Source organism: Caballeronia udeis, assembly GCF_001544555.2.
GTDB classification, from domain to species: domain Bacteria; phylum Pseudomonadota; class Gammaproteobacteria; order Burkholderiales; family Burkholderiaceae; genus Caballeronia; species Caballeronia udeis.
Map to the genome: position 1 here is coordinate 1 of NZ_FCOK02000127.1, position 15,451 is coordinate 15,451.

Sequence of the window (15,451 nt, forward strand, 5' to 3'; positions counted from 1 at the left end):
CGGTCGGGAACCGGGCTGGGACCCGGAATCTGCAGGAAATGGCGACCAGCGGGATGGAAATCAAGCTTTACCATGATTGTCCTTTGCGTTTTGCATTCAAAATACTTTAGCCTACGATAATCAGATCTGAAAGGGCTAAACGCTCTTACAATCTAGAGAAAAACCCGCATCCGGGATAGCGCTTACAGACAAACCCGTACTTTGGATTACGAAGAGTTCACAAGGTAAAATCACTCTTTTTAAGTTAATATTTAGGGATATTGAATGCAAAATTTCGACATTCTCGAGACACTGCCTGCAAACATGCTTCCAAAAGTCGAGCGGCAACGGCTGCACGACACGGTGGTCGATCACCTGCGCAAGTTCATCATCGAGGGGCTACTTGCCCCCGGCGTGAAGCTCAACGAACGCACGTTGTGCGAGACGCTGGGCATTTCGCGCACGCCATTGCGGGAAGCGTTGAAGGTGCTGGCGGCTGAAGGTCTGATCGACATCCTGCCGAACCGGGGGGCTTCCGTTTCGCAAATGAGCGAGGCGGAGATTCGCGAGACCTTCGAATTGATGAGCGGGCTGGAGGCGTTTGCGGGCGAGTTGGCTTGCGAGCGGATCACATCGGTTGAGCTCAGCGAGATCAAGGCACTGCACTACGCGATGCTCGCGTGCCGCGAGCAAAACGATCTGTCGGGGTACTACAGCCGCAATCAGGCCATTCACGACAAGATCAACGATGCCGCGCGGAACTCGGCTTTGCGGCAGACGTATATGGCGGTCAATCGGCGGCTGCAGGCGTTACGGTTCCGGTCCAACTTCCAGACGGCGAAATGGGATAGCGCAATTCGTGAGCACGAGGCAATGATCGAGGCGCTGGATGCGCGAGATGGGAAACGGATGGCCGAAATCGTACGGGCGCACTTGCTGGCGAAACGCGATGCGGTGCTAGCGGATAGATAAGTGGTAACGCCTTCAACGTATACGGCAAAAGCAAACATGCCGGTGAACAAGCGATTGCCGCGTCTTGTTGCGCACATCTTCTTTTCCGAACGAGCTGGGTGTATGGCGCTCGCGGCAAAAAATTTCCTGACTACCATGCTTCGCCTGGGCGCGAAGCGTGATGAGCTGAAGTAGTCGCGGATCAGGTTGGCGCACCGGCATGGTCCACAACGATTTCGGCCGTGATATCGAGCGTACTGTCGCAGGCTTTGAGAGGTGAACAGGACTGGTGGATGCAGTACTCGGGGGTCTATCATCTGAGCGCTTCCGGCGTGACCCCGTGGTGCGGTTTTGCTCAAACATTTTCGAACGCTCGAAGCTCGACAACAAACCTGCGGTGAAGCCAATCTCTACGGCGTCTTACCCGACGCCTGCGGAGCGGCCCGCAAACATTAGCAATTAGGCTAAGGACATGCCGGAATTATCACTCAACTAGACGATCGGATCGAAGATAGGGGGCAAGAAATTAGGAGCACTTTTAATGTGGCTTACGAACCGGTCGACAATTGGAGTCTCGCAGCTATTCCAGATCAGACTCGTTTCGATCGAAACCGGCATATCTTCCACCTGCCGGTACGCCACGCCAGGGCGGGCGAAGCGCGCGAAGACCTGAGGCACCCATGCAATGCCCATCCCCGCAGCAACGAGGCTCACGATAGTCTGCATCTCGATAGCCTCCTGCGCGATACGAGGGGTGATCCCCTTCAGGTGGTAGTAGGACAACAGTGCATCGAAGAGTGACGGCATGATTTGGCGGGGAAAGATAACAACTGGGTCAGACGCGATGTCTGTGAACGATACTGGATCGCGGTTCGCAAGCGGGTGATTGACTGGAAGCGCAACGAGAAACGGCTCGACCAGCAAAGTCAGCGCCGAAAGTCCGACCGGCGCCGCGCCCAGAGCGTGCAGGATAAAACCAGCATCCACCTGGTCTGCGCCAAGCGCCTCGAGTTGCACATCGAGCGTTGCCTCGCGAAGCTCCAGCAGAACGTCCCGATTCGCGTGCCGGAAACTACTGACCCAGCCGGGCATCCTGCCATAGGCCACCGTTGAGACGAAGGCCAGGCGCAGACGGCCAGTCTGTCCTTCCGCGGCCGCTTTGACGATCTTCGGCAGTTCATCTGAAGCGCGAATCAGGTGCCGTGCATAAGCAAGAAGCGCTTCGCCGCCCGGCGTCAAAGTCACCCGTTTCCTGGTGCGATCGAACAACTCCACCTCAAGAGACGCTTCGAGGCTGTGCATTGCCTGCGTAAGCGGAGGCTGCGTCATATGCAGCCGCTCAGCTGCACGTCGAAAATGTAATTCCTCCGCAACGGCGACGAACTGCCGTAGCTGGCGTATGTCGGTCATTGATATGTCCCGCGTATCAAATGTGTCTGCGCAATATATTGGACCATCCATTTTTGATACTCAATACTTTTTTCTCGGCAAGCGTGATCCCAGAGTGCACCAATGTGCTGCCTCCGTGCCGTCTTTGCTGCAGATGATTTCAACTAGCTGTCCCTTCGTGCGTGAACTCGTTACCTCGACTTTTACCAACCTTTCAGGCTCCGAAGATGACCCAGTTTTCAAAGGCCGTATCTGCTCGGGCCGCGCACTCGCCGCCATGTTGCTTCGCCTGGTTGCGTAGCAACCATCGGCACTGCGTACGCAGAGTCGGTAACGTTCGAATGATCTATTTGTACTACTTATCAAAAAGTAGCCAAGGACAAACCGCGGCTTTCCTCGCCATGTTTCACCGGCTATCGCAGGCAAGCGTGCGGGAACTCGAAACATGAACTCTTCGAAACTCAATGAACTGGACGCATGGCAAGCTGCACGCCTTATTGCGAAACGCGATCTTCGCGCGGTTGATCTGCTGCATGCGTGCCTTGACCGGATTACGGAACGCGACGACGAAGTGCACGCCTTTGCGCATCTCGATCGCGCTCATGCGTTAATGCAGGCAAACGCCCTCGATAGGGGCCCCGTGCGTGGGATACTGCATGGGCTGCCGATCGGCGTCAAGGACATGTTCGACACCATCGATTTTCCCACCAGCTACGGCTCGCCGGTCTACGGCGCGCACCGCCCGAAGGCTGACGCGGCCTCCGTCGCTCTGTGCCGCGAGGCTGGCGCTTTGGTAGTGGGAAAGACCGTGACGACCGAATTCGCCTATTTCTATCCCGGGGCCACCCGTAACCCGAATGACTTGACGCGCACGCCCGGTGGATCTTCGAGTGGCTCCGCAGCGGCGGTTGCTGACAGCATGCTGCCGCTGGCGCTGGGTACTCAGACGGCCGGCTCGGTGATCCGGCCCGCCGCATATTGCGGCGTAGTCGGCTATAAGCCGAGTTCGGGGCGCGTTCCCCGCGCTGGGATCAAGAGCCTGTCGGAGACGCTCGACACGCCAGGAGGATTTGGACGTTGCGTGCGTGACGTAGCGCTGCTCGGCGCTGTGCTCACCGGCGACTCGCGACTCAGTACCAGTCCGGAAGAATCAGCAGCGCCACGCATCGGCCTGTGTCGGACGCCTGAGTGGGCATATACGGAAGCTGACACGCAACGTGCGTGGGACACGGCGACTACCGCACTAACGCATGTGGCACCAGCGCTTGCAGACGTCGCGCTGCCGGACGATGTGCCAGATCTGGTAGCGTTGCAAAAGGAAGTCATGGCATTCGAAATGTGCCGTGCGCTAAGCGTTGAGCGGCTGCATCACCGGGATCAGCTTAGCCTTCAATTGCAGGCTCAACTGGACAGCGGCAGCGTGATTTCCGGTGGTACACACGCGGCCAACCTCGTGCGCACCGAAGGCGCAAGACATCGCATTAACGCCCTGTTCGATCGGTTTGACGTGCTGCTCGCGCCCAGTGCTGCGGGTGAAGCGCCAGTTGGCATCGACGCAACCGGCGATCCGCTGTTCTGCCGCGCCTGGACTTTGCTAGGACTGCCCTGCGTGCATTTGCCGTTCACGCGTGGCAGCAACGGGCTCCCAGTGGGACTGCAGGTGGTCGGCCGCTGGGGCGAGGACCATCGTCTGCTTTCGAGTGCGCAGTGGATTTACGACAGACTGACGAAATGAGCAGGGCTCGTAACGCGATTGGCCTCTCTCGCGGCCGCACGCCGTCAATCAAGAAGGTTATGGCGCGGACCACTCAATAAATGGAACAGAAAGATGCACGTCCCGTGGAAGATGTCATGCCGTTGAACTGGTTGTCATCGAACGTCCGGCTAGTCAACAACAGCGAGGTATACGTAGAGAAGCCGCGCGAATTCGCGATCATGTCGAAGCTTGCACTCAACGCGCGCCTCTCGGAAAAATGTGGCACCAGTGGCCGGCAATGGGAGCAGGTTTTCACACCGCTCATTCGAGGAAAATCGCTTTCGGTCATCGGGCTTGGTGGCATGGGGCAGGCAGCATGGCCGCACGCCCGGCATGAAAGCTCGGATGTGCTGCGGCAAGAGCCGTTGCCCTCATCGTCAGAGTTTTGGTCCTGCCCGAACCTGATGATCAACCACATGTAGGTGTGAATGACCCTACCACTTACGACCAAAGCAATGCGATTGCTTTTCGTCAATTTGCAGCAACACCTTGCTGGTCGCCCACTTCAAAATGCCGTAGATCGAATGAATGAATACTGAGAGGTTGACCCGCTTCGAGAGTTGGCCCGGTATTGTCAAATTGTAGGTCGGCGTTCGTCAGAAAAAATCAGTATTTTAGGGATACTAATTTAATCAGCGAATTGCTCAAATATTGTAGTGCCAGAGAAATTATCGAATGCAGGTTGTCTGTGCAACGCTGCACCATTGCTGTGCAGTGACAAGGGCACACGAGCTGCTGTGCACCCGGCGCTTGCGCAGGTCGTTCGCGTGGCTTTTTTTGCTTTGCGTGCAAAGTGAGCGATCCAACTCTAATTGGGGTTCGCAAGGATCGAAGAAACTCGCACGTACGCTGTTGCACAAACTGGCATAGCCGTTTCTTAATAAGCTGTGCTGACCGTTGCCGTGCGCGGTGCGCATCAAACAGCGCTCCGGTTGTTCGAGACCAAGGTGTCTTGGATAACACCGGCCAAAGAGTCCCACATCAGCGCGTCTGATGCCGAATATTTTTTTCGATCTTATTACTTTTGGAGTTAATGCAATGAAAAGACGTACATTTTCAGCAGTCGGTTCGGACTCTGTCACCGTTGCTGTGCCTCGGCGTGGGCGTGTTTTACTCGCCACGCTCAGCGCCTGCGCTTTCGGGTTCGCTCATCCCGCTGCCGCGGCGCCGCTGCAACCCATCGAATTTTCCGAGGCCGTACATAACCTCGGTTATATCGACCTTTACGTTGCACAGCACGCGAAGCTGTTCGAGAAGTACGGGCTGACAGTGCACCTGAGCGCGGCCGGTGGGGACACGCAAGCTTTTGCCGCGGTGCTCGGCAAGACCGCGCAGTTCGCGGTCGGCGATCCGACCATGGTGGAGATGTCTCGCGAGCGCGGCGGACCGGGCATGGTCGTCGGGACGCTGGTGCAGCGCGCACATTACTTTGGCGTATCGAAGACCGTGGCGCGCATCACCGATCCCAAGGCTTTCAAAGGCCTGACCCTGGTCACGTCGCCTGATCCGAATACCGAGTACAGCGTCACGAAGAAACTGCTGCAGGACAATGGCCTGAAAGTGGGCACGGACGCGAAGATCGTCGAAGTCACTCCAGGCACGGAAATCGGTGCCATGCTCGCGGGTCACGCCGACATCGCGTTTGCGCAGCAGCCGATGGTGGCGGCTGCGATGGCGCAAGGGGCGAAAGTGGTATTCGACTTCTCGAGTTATATGGGTCCGTTCTGCAACACGGGGATCATGGTGCTGCCCGAGTATGCCAAGGCGCATCCCGAGGTCGTGCAGTCGCTCGTGAACGCACTGGAAGAAGCCGCACGCCTTACGTATGCCAAGCCCGACTACGCGAAGGAGGTTGCCCGTGCGGAGTTCCCGGACCTGCCGGCCGACGTGGTGAACAAGGCAATCGACATGGAGTTGCAGTATAAGATCCCGGCGCAAACGCTCCCGGTCGACCGGCAGCAGTGGGGCAAGCTGATATCGATGCAGAAGTACCTGGGCAACGTACAAGGAACGCTGTCCTATAACGACGTGATCGACAACACCTTTTCCAACAAGGCGGTCAAGACCGCCGTGGCGGACGCGGGCGTAACGGTGGCGGGGTCCAAATGAACGTAGCGGGCACGGTAGCGCCTGCGATGCTGGCGGGCGAGACGGCCCGCCCGCTCGCCCCGCTGGTTGCGCGCGGGGTCGGCAAATCGTATGGCGAGGATGACGGCGAATTGAATCAGGTCATCGGTGACATTTCCTTCAGCCTGCGCGCGGGGGAAATTGTCAGCCTGGTGGGCCCATCTGGTTGTGGCAAGACCACGCTGCTGAACCTGATGAGCGGTCTTACCCAGCCGACGCGCGGCGCGGTGCTGTGGCACGGCGAGGCGTTGGATGACGTCCCCAAGGGCATCGGCTACATGTTGCAGAAGGACATGCTGATGCCATGGCGCAACGTGTTGGCCAACGTCACGCTTGGCCTCGAACTGACCGGAATGCCGCGCGCGCATCGCGAAAAAAAGGCGCATGCGATGCTCGGCAAGGTCGGACTTGGACCGTACTACAACTATTACCCGTCGGCTCTATCGGGAGGCATGCGTGCGCGCGTTGCACTCGCGCGCACGCTGGTGACCGACCCCGAAGTGATGCTGCTCGACGAGCCGTTCGCCGCGCTCGATTTCCAGACGAAACTGGTGCTGGAAAGCGACATGGCCCGGCTGGTCAGGGGCCAAGGTCGCTCCGTCCTGCTGATCACACACGACGTCGAGGAGGCGGTCTCATTGTCGGACCGCGTGATCGTCCTTACCCACCGTCCGTCGCGCATCAAGGCGGTCCACGAGATCCACCTGGATTGCGACCGCAACGACATGATGGCCGCCCGCGACGCTGCGGGCTTCACCGCTCACGTACGCGAGATCTGGTCTCAGCTCGACGTGCGCATGGGCGAACGTTGAAAAGGAACCCGCGTGCAAGAAACCCGCTCCCCGGCCCCCCCGTATGCCCCGGCATCCCTCAAATGGCGCAGGCTGCTGCGCCGCTGGCGTAGCAAGTTCGTCGTGGCCGCCTGCCAACTCGCGCTACTCGCTGCACTGCTCGCATTGTGGCAAGTTGCGACGTCGAGTCAGGCGCTTGCCTTCCTGTTCGGTTCGCCCAGCCAGATCTGGGGTTACCTGGTAAAAATGCAGCAGGACGGCAGTCTCGTGCACGACGCCGGCGTGACTGGCATGGAAACGCTGCTCGGCTTTCTGTTCGGCAATGTCATAGGCACTGTGCTGGGCTTGTTGCTCTGGTATTCGCGCTTCGTCTCGAAGGTCATGCAGCCGTTCATCGTTGCGCTGGGTTCGATTCCGATCGTCGCGCTTGCGCCTATCGTCATCATCTGGTTCGGTACCGGGCTCGCGTCGAAACTCGCGATGTCGACGCTATCCGTCGTGGTGGTGGCGCTGGTCACCGCGTACAAGGGGGCGACCAGTGTCGATGACGATCAGATCAATCAGATGCGCACACTCGGCGCGACCAAGCGGCAGACTTTCCACAAGCTGGTGATCCCCGCCTCACTGCGCGACATCTTCGCGGGCTTCAAGCTCACGGTCGGCTTTGCGTTGATTGGAGCCATTGTGGGCGAATTCATGTCCTCTGACGACGGGCTCGGCCATGCGATCTTCAAGGCGGGTAGCCTTTACATCATTCCCAAAGTATTCGCCGGCGTGGTGGTGACCATCGCGCTCGCGCTCTTCCTGTCGTTCCTGGTCGGCCGGCTCGAGCGTTTCCTCATGCCCTGGCAAAAGTTTGATTGAACTAAGCCATCCGCCGCGACGTTGTCGGCGGTGGCATTTAGCAACCCCTGAAGGAGTAGGCAGCATTTTATGAGCACGCTATCCACACATCACCAGATCATCCGCAAGGATGATCTGAAGTACGCACTGACGGCTACCGATGGTTTCATCGCCGAAGTCTCGCCTGGCGACACCTTCGAGGTCGAGACCGAATTGAACATCGGCGGCCACCTGATTACGCAGCTCGACGAAAAGCTGGACGAGTCGAAAGTGAAGCTCCCGTTCGTCAATCCGGCCACCGGGCCTGTGCGCCTGCGCGGCGCGAAGCCTGGCGATATGGTCGTGATCGACGTCCTCGAAGTTGGCGTGCACGGCCTCGGTTATACCGCGCTATGGCCGGGCATCGGCATTTTTCCGGATTGGGTCCGTAAGAAGGAATTCGGCATCCAGAATCGCAACGTCGTCGTCGAAAATGGCATTGTTCACTGGAGCGACTCGCTCAAGCTGGAAGCCAAGCCGATGATCGGCGTGATCGGCGTGGCCCCGGTGGCGGGCGGCACGCTCACCGTCGACAACGGTACCCACGGTGGCAACCTGGACATCCAGGAAGTCACGAACGGCAATCGCATCATGTTTCCGGTGTTCCACGAAGGCGCGTACCTGTATTTCGGCGACGTGCACGCGCTGCAGGGCGACGCCGAATGTAACGGCATGGGGGCAATCGAAATTCGTGGCCACCTGAAGCTCAAGGTTGACCTTGTGCGCGCGCCGAGCCGCATGACCTGGCCACGCATCGAGACGCCGACGCACATCTGTACCGTCGGCTGCGCGCGGCCGCTCGACGATGCGCTGCGCATCGCGTTCGAGGAAATGGTCTACTGGCTGGAAGAGGGCTACGGTATCCCTGGCGCCGAAGCATACATGCTGCTCGGCCAGATCGCGGAAGCGCGCTGTACCCAGATGGTGAATCCGAAATACACCTACATCTGCAAGGTCGACAAAAAGTACTTGCCCAAGCGTTGAGGAAACGGCATCGGGCCGCGGATTCCGCGCGCGCGATGCTTGCGAACACGGCTCCGTCAGCGTCGTCGCGCTCGGGCACGGCCCGCCCGGCACGGGCGATTGTGCTGTAAGCAACGTCGATTTCCTGAACGGTTACGGCCCGAGGAACTGGCATGCGCCAGTCTGTTGTAGAACTTTTGATTTCGAAGAAAGAGGAAAAAAGGCGATGCCGATTTATCCCTATCGTTGTAAAACCTGTGGCACGTTCTCCGTCATGCGTCCTGTCGCTGAACGCGACGCGGCCTGTGCTTGCCCCACGTGTAGCGCCATCGCGCAGCGCATGCTGGCCATGCCTGCGCTGGCATTTATGTCGTCGACGGGGAGTGCCGAACGCCAGGTCAACGAACGTGCGGTTTATACGCATCAGCATGGAGCCGGATGCGGCTGCGGGTCGAGCATACAGTCAAGCGCCGAATCGCCGGTGGTTTGAATGGATTCGCCGCTGGCGCCTTCGAGCGCCCGGCCCAATCCACGGGGCGTCGGCCACCGTCCGGAGCGGCGGGCAGCAGAGTGACGCGATGGTCTTTAACCATTCATCTCCGACCAGGGTCATCAACGCACAAAGGATAGGTAAACCTATTGAGCACTTTGAACCTCCAGTTGACGCACGCACTGCTCGCACGCGCGGTCGATAAAGTGCATCAGCAGTTTGGCAAGCCGGTGTGCATCTCAGTGTGTGATCGCCACGGCTTTCTCGTTGGATTTTTCCGGATGGACGATGCTCCCGTGCGCAGCATCCAGTTAGCGCACCAGAAGGCCTACACGTCTACCCGCATGGGTGTGACAACGGAGGAGTTCCTTGCGCGGCTGCGCCGCGAGGAAATTCCAATCAGCTACTTCTGCGATCCGTCGTTGACTGCGTTGCCGGGCGGCGCGGTGCTAAGCGACACGCAGGGTGACGTGATCGGGGCGATCGGTGTCAGTGGCCTCACACCGGCCGAGGATCAGGCTGTCGCCGACGAACTTGCCCGCTTCGGTACTCCATGCCGCTTGCAGTGCGACGCGCCATGATGTGCGCGCGGTTAATCCTTTTGCAGTGTTGTATCGCGCTTTAACAAGAGAGCAATCAATGAAACGGTTTAACGTATATGTGACACGCATGATCCCGCAACAGACAATTGACGATCTGCGGCAGTTCCACGACATCGAGGTCAATCCGCATGATCGGGCACTCACGCGTGATGAACTGCTCAAAGCGGTGCAAGGTCGGGACGCTGTGATCACCCTGCTGACTGACACAATTGACGGCGAAGTGCTCGATGCCGCCGGCCCGCAATGCAAGATCTTCGCGAACTACGCTGTTGGTTTCAATAACTTCGACCTGCACGCGGCGACCCAACGCGGCGTGATCATGACCAATACGCCGGGTGTGCTTGACGACGCCACGGCAACACATGCATGGGCGCTATTGCTTGCGACAGCACGGCGCATCTCTGAGTCCGAACGCTTCGTACGTGAGGATAAGTGGCAGGGGTGGGCGCCGATGGCTTTTATCGGTCAGGACGTCGACAACAAGACTCTGGGTGTCGCAGGCATGGGGCGGATTGGATCGAAATTCGCGCGCAAGGCGGCCGCCTTCGACATGAAGGTGATCTACACCGATGCACAGCGCAATCCCGAAATCGAACGTCAGGTCGGCGCGACATTCGTCGACAAGGAAACGCTCCTGCGAGAGTCGGACTATCTGTCGTTGCACCTGCCGCTTCTGCCGGAAACGCAACATTACATCGGCGCGGCTGAGCTTGCGAAGATGAAGCGGACAGCCATCCTGATCAATGCGGCCCGCGGTCCGCTGGTCGATGAAAAAGCACTGGTTGCCGCGCTGCGAGACAAGGTAATTTGGGGGGCCGGGCTCGACGTGTTCGAGCGCGAACCCGAACTCGAACCAGGATTGAGCAGCCTCGATAACGTGCTCATCGTACCGCACATCGCTTCCGCGACGATCGAGACACGCCTTGCGATGGGCAAGATCGCAACGGACAACGTCATCAGCGTACTGGCAGGCGAGAAGCCGCAGACCTGTATCAACCCCGAAGTATTGCGCTCCGCGGCGTAACAGCTTGTCGCTGCCGTCAACGATTTAAGAAAAACTCATTGAAGGGGAAGTCATGGCAAAAGTTGGATTCATCGGTCTGGGTGTCATGGGTGCGCCGATGGCCGCCAATCTGCAGCAAGCCGGCCATCAACTATTTGTGCACGATCGGAACCCGGCGCCAGCTGGCTTGATCGAGAAAGGCGCGACGCTCTGCCAGTCCGGCAATGCGGTGGCACAGCAAGCAGACATTGTTATCTTGATGGTGCCCGATACCCCACACGTGGAGTCAGTGCTGTTTGCGGAAAACGGCGTGGCAAGCGGACTCCGGGCGAACCAGATCGTGGTCGACATGAGTTCGATTTCTCCGATTGCGACGAAGGAATTCGCCAGGAAGATCAACGAACTCGGATGCCAGTACCTCGATGCTCCGGTATCGGGTGGCGAAGTGGGTGCGAAGGCCGCGTCGCTGACTATTATGGTCGGCGGCCCGCAGGCGGTGTTCGACAAGGTCAAGCCTTTGTTTGAACTGATGGGCAAGAACATCACGCTCGTCGGAGGAAACGGCGATGGCCAGACCACCAAGGTGGCGAATCAGATCATCGTCGCCCTGAACATTCAGGCGGTGTCAGAAGCGTTGCTGTTTGCATCGAAGGCCGGCGCGGATCCGGTGAAAGTGCGCCAGGCACTAATGGGCGGCTTCGCGGCGTCGCGGATTCTCGAAGTGCATGGCGAGCGGATGATCAAGCGCACGTTCGATCCGGGCTTCCGCATTGAGCTGCACCAGAAGGACCTCAACCTCGCCTTGCAGGGCGCCAAGTCGCTTGGCGTTTCCTTGCCTCATACCGCGTCCGCGCAGGAACTGATGAACGCTTGCGCCGCGAACGGCATGAGCCAGCTCGACCACTCGGCTTTGTGCAGGGCAATCGAATTGCTGTCCAGCCACGAAATCGCCAGCAACTAATCGCTGCCTATAATATATTTCTCAACCAGCTTTTCACCATTGCGATCGAACTCGCGATTACCGCATTGCGTGTTGATCGTATGTGCATCGTATTGATACATGGAGTTTTGTCTCATGAGTTCAGAACCCGGCAAGATCGCATTGATCACTGGCGCAGGTAGCGGTATCGGACGCGCCACCGCTCGCAAGCTGTTTCGGCACGGCTACTGTGTGGTGCTCGCTGGACGAAGCAAAGCACCCCTCGAGGCGCTAGCCGACGAGGCGCAGCAACTCGGCCACAAGGCACTTGCTGTTCCCACCGACGTCACCGACGCCGCTAGCGTCGCCGCCCTCTTCGACGCGATACGACAACGCTACAACCGCCTCGATCTTCTCTTCAACAATGCCGGCCGTGGCGCACCGGCCGTCGATATCGACGAACTCAGTCTGGACGATTGGCACGCCGTCGTGGACACGAATCTGACCGGTGCCTTCCTTTGCACGCGCGCTGCCGTCGCGTTGATGAAAACGCAACTGCCGCGCGGCGGACGTATCATCAACAACGGCTCGATCTCCGCGCACGCGCCGCGTCCGAACAGTATCGCCTATACGGCCACCAAGCACGCGATCACCGGCCTGACCAAATCGACATCACTCGATGGACGCAAGTACGACATCGCCTGCGGACAGATCGACATCGGCAACGCTCTCACCGACCTGGCGGCACGCATGGCAAGGGGCGTGCCACAGGCCAATGGTGAAATTGCGGTCGAACCGCTAATGGATGTCGAGCACGTGGCCGGTGCGGTCCTTTATATGGCCGATTTGCCACTCGATGCGAACGTGCAGTTCATGACCATTATGGCTAGCAAGATGCCGTTTGTCGGGCGGGGGTAGCGAAGAGACAACCGCTGCGGGCGCGTGGCGCGGCCTGCGTCTGCGGTGCGAGCTTGGCGCATGAGAGGGTAGCCACGTTCCCTCTCGGAAACGCGGCCCCCGAAGAACTGTACGTGCAAGTTTCCCTGCATACAGCTCGAGCACAGCGTTAAGCGCCGTATTGACGCCGGTCTTGCCATTGCACCGCAAGCCCTTCGCAAACGTCACATCGTTGATTCGCCTCATTACTGAGGCGAAGGGCGCTGAACCGTAGCCCAACCGGTCACTCACAAGCTTCCCTTCGTTTGAATCTCAGATGTTGGCCTGCGACAGCTGCACCACGCGCAAGTGGGCACCCTTTCAGGTCGAGGCAAATCTCGAACCCCTATACGAGCCATTACAGATCGTCATTCGCTTGCTGCGCGTTCTCATACCCGCTTCCTCAACAGCGCCCCTCACGGGTTGCCTGCCTTGATTGCGATGAACCGAAATCAAGGCGAAGAATCGGGCTTACCACGTTCCCTTCCTTGCCGACCCGCCAGTTGCGCGAGCCTATCCGTTTAGCACCTGCCTCTTTCCCGATGGCGCTTCGACGGCGTACGCTCAAGAGCCAAGAGCGTAACCGGCCATTCACCTTTTGGTTTGAGCCTAACAGCAGCTTTGGCTCATCTTGCATTGCGAGAATTCGAACGGCAGTTCACTTTACGTTGTGCATGCGGAACTTGCCTCGCCTTCACACCGCACGGCGGCTGGCAGTGTCGACTCCTTCCTCGTCGCCGAGGTGAGCCTTCTTTCGGGAAGTACATTGTCCCCGGAGCTTCACACCCGACGGTTACCCATCGCGCACGTCCAGGTAGGCAACTGTTGGACGTGCAACAGGTCACAGCCTCGACCACCGACACATTGGTCATCGAATGTGTGACAAGACAAGAAAAAACTTTGCCATCCATACGGCTTGCCGATTAACGCTCGGCGGACGGCGACACGTGTCGCTCGGTTCTGGTGCAAACAGGCTCATTGGATCGGCTAAAGTAGCGATCCAATCAAACTGGTGGCCGGTCATGAGCTAGCGGAAAGGTCTGGACAGGATACCCGACGCGGATTAGAAACCACCATCCCCGCATCATCGTGCGATCCTTGCAAAATCCGGCGTCAAGAACCCTGCAACCAGTTGATTAGATCAGCCAACGCGTCACTGTTGATCTCGTGTTGCATACCCGGGTAGACATGGAATTCGGGCTTAAGCCCCAAGCCCTTCAACTGCTGGTCTGCCTCTTGAGCGTAGCCGATCGGGATACGGTGATCTGCCTGACCGTGAGAAATGAAAATACGAAGGTGAGACAGCTTCGGCGACGGTTTGATCAGCGGGACAAATGACCCGAAGATCGCACCGCTCATGACCCCGATGCCCTTTATTTTGGCCGGCTCCGTTAGCGCTACCTGATAGCTCATTATTGCGCCTTGACTGAACCCGACCAGGTATACCTGATGCGGGTCGAACCTGTATTTCGTTACGACCTCGTCAACGAACCCGCTGATACGGGCGCGCGAAGCTGCAAGCTGTTGTGGGTCTCCGTCAAGGCGGCTATTGACCAAGGTGCCCTGAAACCACTGATAGCTGCCTTCAGCGAAGGTGTAAGGCCCGCGTGCCGAAACAACTGCGTATTTCTGAGGGAGTTCGGGAATTAACGAGTATAGGTCTTGCTCGTTACTTCCCATGCCGTGGAGCAAAATGATGACCGGTGGGGGACTTGTCGATCGGCTCGGCAAGTGAACGAGATATTGCAGAGACAGGTCGCTGTGAAGCTGGTTATCGGCGTCTGGATTCACTGTTTGTGCACGGGCGCTTGTTGCAAGCACCGTCAGAAAGAGGATGGCGAAGATCTTCGATAAATATTTCATTCGGCAAGGACGCAAACGTTAGGGAGGAGTCGGCACGAGGTGCCGTTCGATCATCGTCGGATCATAGAGCACGGCTTAAAACATGCCGCTAAACTTGGGCGCTTCGCCAAGGAGAACACCGCATGTCATCCGAAATCCGTGTAATCGCAGTCGTTCAAGGAAAGCCCGGCGCCGCCGACGCGATCCAGCAGGCGCTGTTGCGTTGTGTAGCGCCGAGTCGCGCCGAGACGGGCTGCCTGCTTTATACACCACGCCGCGACCTCGATCGCACCGAGCGTTTCGTCTTTTTCGAGCGTAGCGCCCGCCGAGCATGAAGGCACCGAGCACTTTAAGGAGCTGGTTTGCGAACTGACACCGCTGCTTGCACATCCGCTCGACGTGACGGTGCTCGAAGCGCTGCTGGACGATTGAGCGTGCCAGTCCGACACTGATCGCGAGCAAGCCGTCCATGCGCCTGCGACGTCAATGGCTCAGGCAGAAGCACGCGCACACGGCTTCTGCAGGCGCCAGGCCCGAGTGAAAGTAGGCTTTCAGTACGCCGGACCGTCCTGTCATCGGGCGCCAAGGCACGCGAACGAAGCCCTCCCCGACGGCATTCTCGTACACGGCGTTTGTCCATGTCTGCTGGTCAAATTCGAACGGAAAAGGAATGGCGATCTGCCCCACGGCCCTCATCGCGCCAGCGTCCGCAAGTGATTCAGCAGACTGTTCTTGTGGGTTAAACCGAACTTTGACTCGATCACAAACATAAGCCATTGATTTCACGCTGTTATGCGTGCGAGCGCAGGATAGCTACTGGG

General features: G+C 58.5%; 15 protein-coding genes and 1 pseudogene. 14 read left to right on the plus strand and 2 right to left on the minus strand.

All coding sequences use genetic code 11. From position 1 onward, the window contains the following. The first annotated feature begins 264 nt into the window (after positions 1-264). Together AWB69_RS43230 and AWB69_RS47360 are read left to right on the plus strand one after the other, a co-directional pair. Positions 265-951 (plus strand): GntR family transcriptional regulator, encoded by a 687-nt coding sequence (locus tag AWB69_RS43230; protein WP_062092899.1) that lies wholly within the window; start codon positions 265-267, stop codon positions 949-951. A gap of 53 nt (positions 952-1,004) precedes the next feature. Continuing rightward, positions 1,005-1,331: pseudogene (locus tag AWB69_RS47360) on the plus strand (sugar nucleotide-binding protein). A gap of 91 nt (positions 1,332-1,422) precedes the next feature. Here AWB69_RS47360 and AWB69_RS43235 read toward each other — a convergent pair. After that, entirely contained in the window at positions 1,423-2,340 is a 918-nt protein-coding gene (locus AWB69_RS43235; protein WP_082913855.1) for a LysR family transcriptional regulator, read from the minus strand. Positions 2,341-2,764: 424 nt separating this feature from the next. Between AWB69_RS43235 and AWB69_RS43240 the strand changes: the two genes are divergently transcribed. The 11 genes from AWB69_RS43240 to AWB69_RS43290 all read left to right on the plus strand — a co-directional run bounded on the left by AWB69_RS43240 (position 2,765) and on the right by AWB69_RS43290 (position 12,770). Next, on the plus strand, positions 2,765-4,054 hold the full coding sequence (locus AWB69_RS43240) for an amidase (RefSeq protein ID WP_062092901.1): 1,290 nt from the start codon (positions 2,765-2,767) through the stop codon (positions 4,052-4,054). 80 nt (positions 4,055-4,134) lie between these two features. Continuing rightward, positions 4,135-4,497 (plus strand): Rossmann-fold NAD(P)-binding domain-containing protein, encoded by a 363-nt coding sequence (locus AWB69_RS43245; protein WP_062092902.1) that lies wholly within the window; start codon positions 4,135-4,137, stop codon positions 4,495-4,497. A gap of 616 nt (positions 4,498-5,113) precedes the next feature. Then, positions 5,114-6,184 (plus strand): ABC transporter substrate-binding protein, encoded by a 1,071-nt coding sequence (locus AWB69_RS43250; RefSeq protein WP_062092903.1) that lies wholly within the window; start codon positions 5,114-5,116, stop codon positions 6,182-6,184. Continuing rightward, on the plus strand, positions 6,181-7,014 hold the full coding sequence (locus AWB69_RS43255) for an ABC transporter ATP-binding protein (protein WP_197500473.1): 834 nt from the start codon (positions 6,181-6,183) through the stop codon (positions 7,012-7,014). The genes AWB69_RS43250 and AWB69_RS43255 overlap by 4 nt, the downstream gene beginning before the upstream one ends. 12 nt (positions 7,015-7,026) lie before the next feature. Continuing rightward, the gene (locus tag AWB69_RS43260; protein WP_062092904.1) at positions 7,027-7,857 is read left to right on the plus strand and encodes an ABC transporter permease; all 831 of its coding nucleotides are present in this window, start codon (positions 7,027-7,029) and stop codon (positions 7,855-7,857) included. Between the two features lie 69 nt (positions 7,858-7,926). Then, positions 7,927-8,859 carry an acetamidase/formamidase family protein gene (locus tag AWB69_RS43265; protein ID WP_062092905.1) on the plus strand — a complete coding sequence of 311 codons (933 nt, stop codon included), beginning with the start codon at positions 7,927-7,929 and terminating at the stop codon, positions 8,857-8,859. Positions 8,860-9,064: 205 nt separating this feature from the next. After that, the gene (locus AWB69_RS51035) at positions 9,065-9,328 is read left to right on the plus strand and encodes an FmdB family zinc ribbon protein (protein WP_062092906.1); all 264 of its coding nucleotides are present in this window, start codon (positions 9,065-9,067) and stop codon (positions 9,326-9,328) included. Between the two features lie 149 nt (positions 9,329-9,477). After that, positions 9,478-9,909 (plus strand): GlcG/HbpS family heme-binding protein, encoded by a 432-nt coding sequence (locus AWB69_RS43275; RefSeq protein ID WP_197500474.1) that lies wholly within the window; start codon positions 9,478-9,480, stop codon positions 9,907-9,909. Between the two features lie 58 nt (positions 9,910-9,967). After that, on the plus strand, positions 9,968-10,954 hold the full coding sequence (locus tag AWB69_RS43280; RefSeq protein ID WP_062092907.1) for a 2-hydroxyacid dehydrogenase: 987 nt from the start codon (positions 9,968-9,970) through the stop codon (positions 10,952-10,954). 52 nt (positions 10,955-11,006) lie between these two features. Beyond that, on the plus strand, positions 11,007-11,894 hold the full coding sequence (gene glxR / locus AWB69_RS43285) for a 2-hydroxy-3-oxopropionate reductase (protein ID WP_062092908.1): 888 nt from the start codon (positions 11,007-11,009) through the stop codon (positions 11,892-11,894). Between the two features lie 114 nt (positions 11,895-12,008). Next, the gene (locus tag AWB69_RS43290) at positions 12,009-12,770 is read left to right on the plus strand and encodes an SDR family oxidoreductase (RefSeq protein WP_156529192.1); all 762 of its coding nucleotides are present in this window, start codon (positions 12,009-12,011) and stop codon (positions 12,768-12,770) included. A gap of 1,131 nt (positions 12,771-13,901) precedes the next feature. On the opposite strand, the gene AWB69_RS43295 is transcribed toward AWB69_RS43290, so the two are convergent. Further along, positions 13,902-14,651 carry an alpha/beta hydrolase gene (locus AWB69_RS43295; RefSeq protein ID WP_062092910.1) on the minus strand — a complete coding sequence of 250 codons (750 nt, stop codon included), beginning with the start codon at positions 14,649-14,651 and terminating at the stop codon, positions 13,902-13,904. 122 nt (positions 14,652-14,773) lie between these two features. On the opposite strand from AWB69_RS43295, the gene AWB69_RS43300 reads away from it, so the two are divergent. Continuing rightward, complete coding sequence (locus AWB69_RS43300; RefSeq protein ID WP_197500475.1) at positions 14,774-14,965, plus strand: putative quinol monooxygenase; 192 nt, start codon at positions 14,774-14,776, stop codon at positions 14,963-14,965. Positions 14,966-15,451 lie beyond the last annotated feature (486 nt).

What these genes read in the sequence shown, in the direction of transcription:
- AWB69_RS43235 (WP_082913855.1), bottom strand. Translation starts at nt 2,340, where the DNA reads ATGACCGACATACGCCAGCTACGGCAGTTCGTCGCCGTTGCGGAGGAA.
- AWB69_RS43295 (WP_062092910.1), bottom strand. Translation starts at nt 14,651, where the DNA reads ATGAAATATTTATCGAAGATCTTCGCCATCCTCTTTCTGACGGTGCTT.
- AWB69_RS43265 (WP_062092905.1), top strand. Translation starts at nt 7,927, where the DNA reads ATGAGCACGCTATCCACACATCACCAGATCATCCGCAAGGATGATCTG.
- AWB69_RS51035 (WP_062092906.1), top strand. Translation starts at nt 9,065, where the DNA reads ATGCCGATTTATCCCTATCGTTGTAAAACCTGTGGCACGTTCTCCGTC.
- AWB69_RS43230 (WP_062092899.1), top strand. Translation starts at nt 265, where the DNA reads ATGCAAAATTTCGACATTCTCGAGACACTGCCTGCAAACATGCTTCCA.
- AWB69_RS43255 (WP_197500473.1), top strand. Translation starts at nt 6,181, where the DNA reads ATGAACGTAGCGGGCACGGTAGCGCCTGCGATGCTGGCGGGCGAGACG.
- AWB69_RS43240 (WP_062092901.1), top strand. Translation starts at nt 2,765, where the DNA reads ATGAACTCTTCGAAACTCAATGAACTGGACGCATGGCAAGCTGCACGC.
- AWB69_RS43245 (WP_062092902.1), top strand. Translation starts at nt 4,135, where the DNA reads ATGGAACAGAAAGATGCACGTCCCGTGGAAGATGTCATGCCGTTGAAC.
- AWB69_RS43290 (WP_156529192.1), top strand. Translation starts at nt 12,009, where the DNA reads ATGAGTTCAGAACCCGGCAAGATCGCATTGATCACTGGCGCAGGTAGC.
- glxR (WP_062092908.1), top strand. Translation starts at nt 11,007, where the DNA reads ATGGCAAAAGTTGGATTCATCGGTCTGGGTGTCATGGGTGCGCCGATG.
- AWB69_RS43300 (WP_197500475.1), top strand. Translation starts at nt 14,774, where the DNA reads ATGTCATCCGAAATCCGTGTAATCGCAGTCGTTCAAGGAAAGCCCGGC.
- AWB69_RS43280 (WP_062092907.1), top strand. Translation starts at nt 9,968, where the DNA reads ATGAAACGGTTTAACGTATATGTGACACGCATGATCCCGCAACAGACA.
- AWB69_RS43250 (WP_062092903.1), top strand. Translation starts at nt 5,114, where the DNA reads ATGAAAAGACGTACATTTTCAGCAGTCGGTTCGGACTCTGTCACCGTT.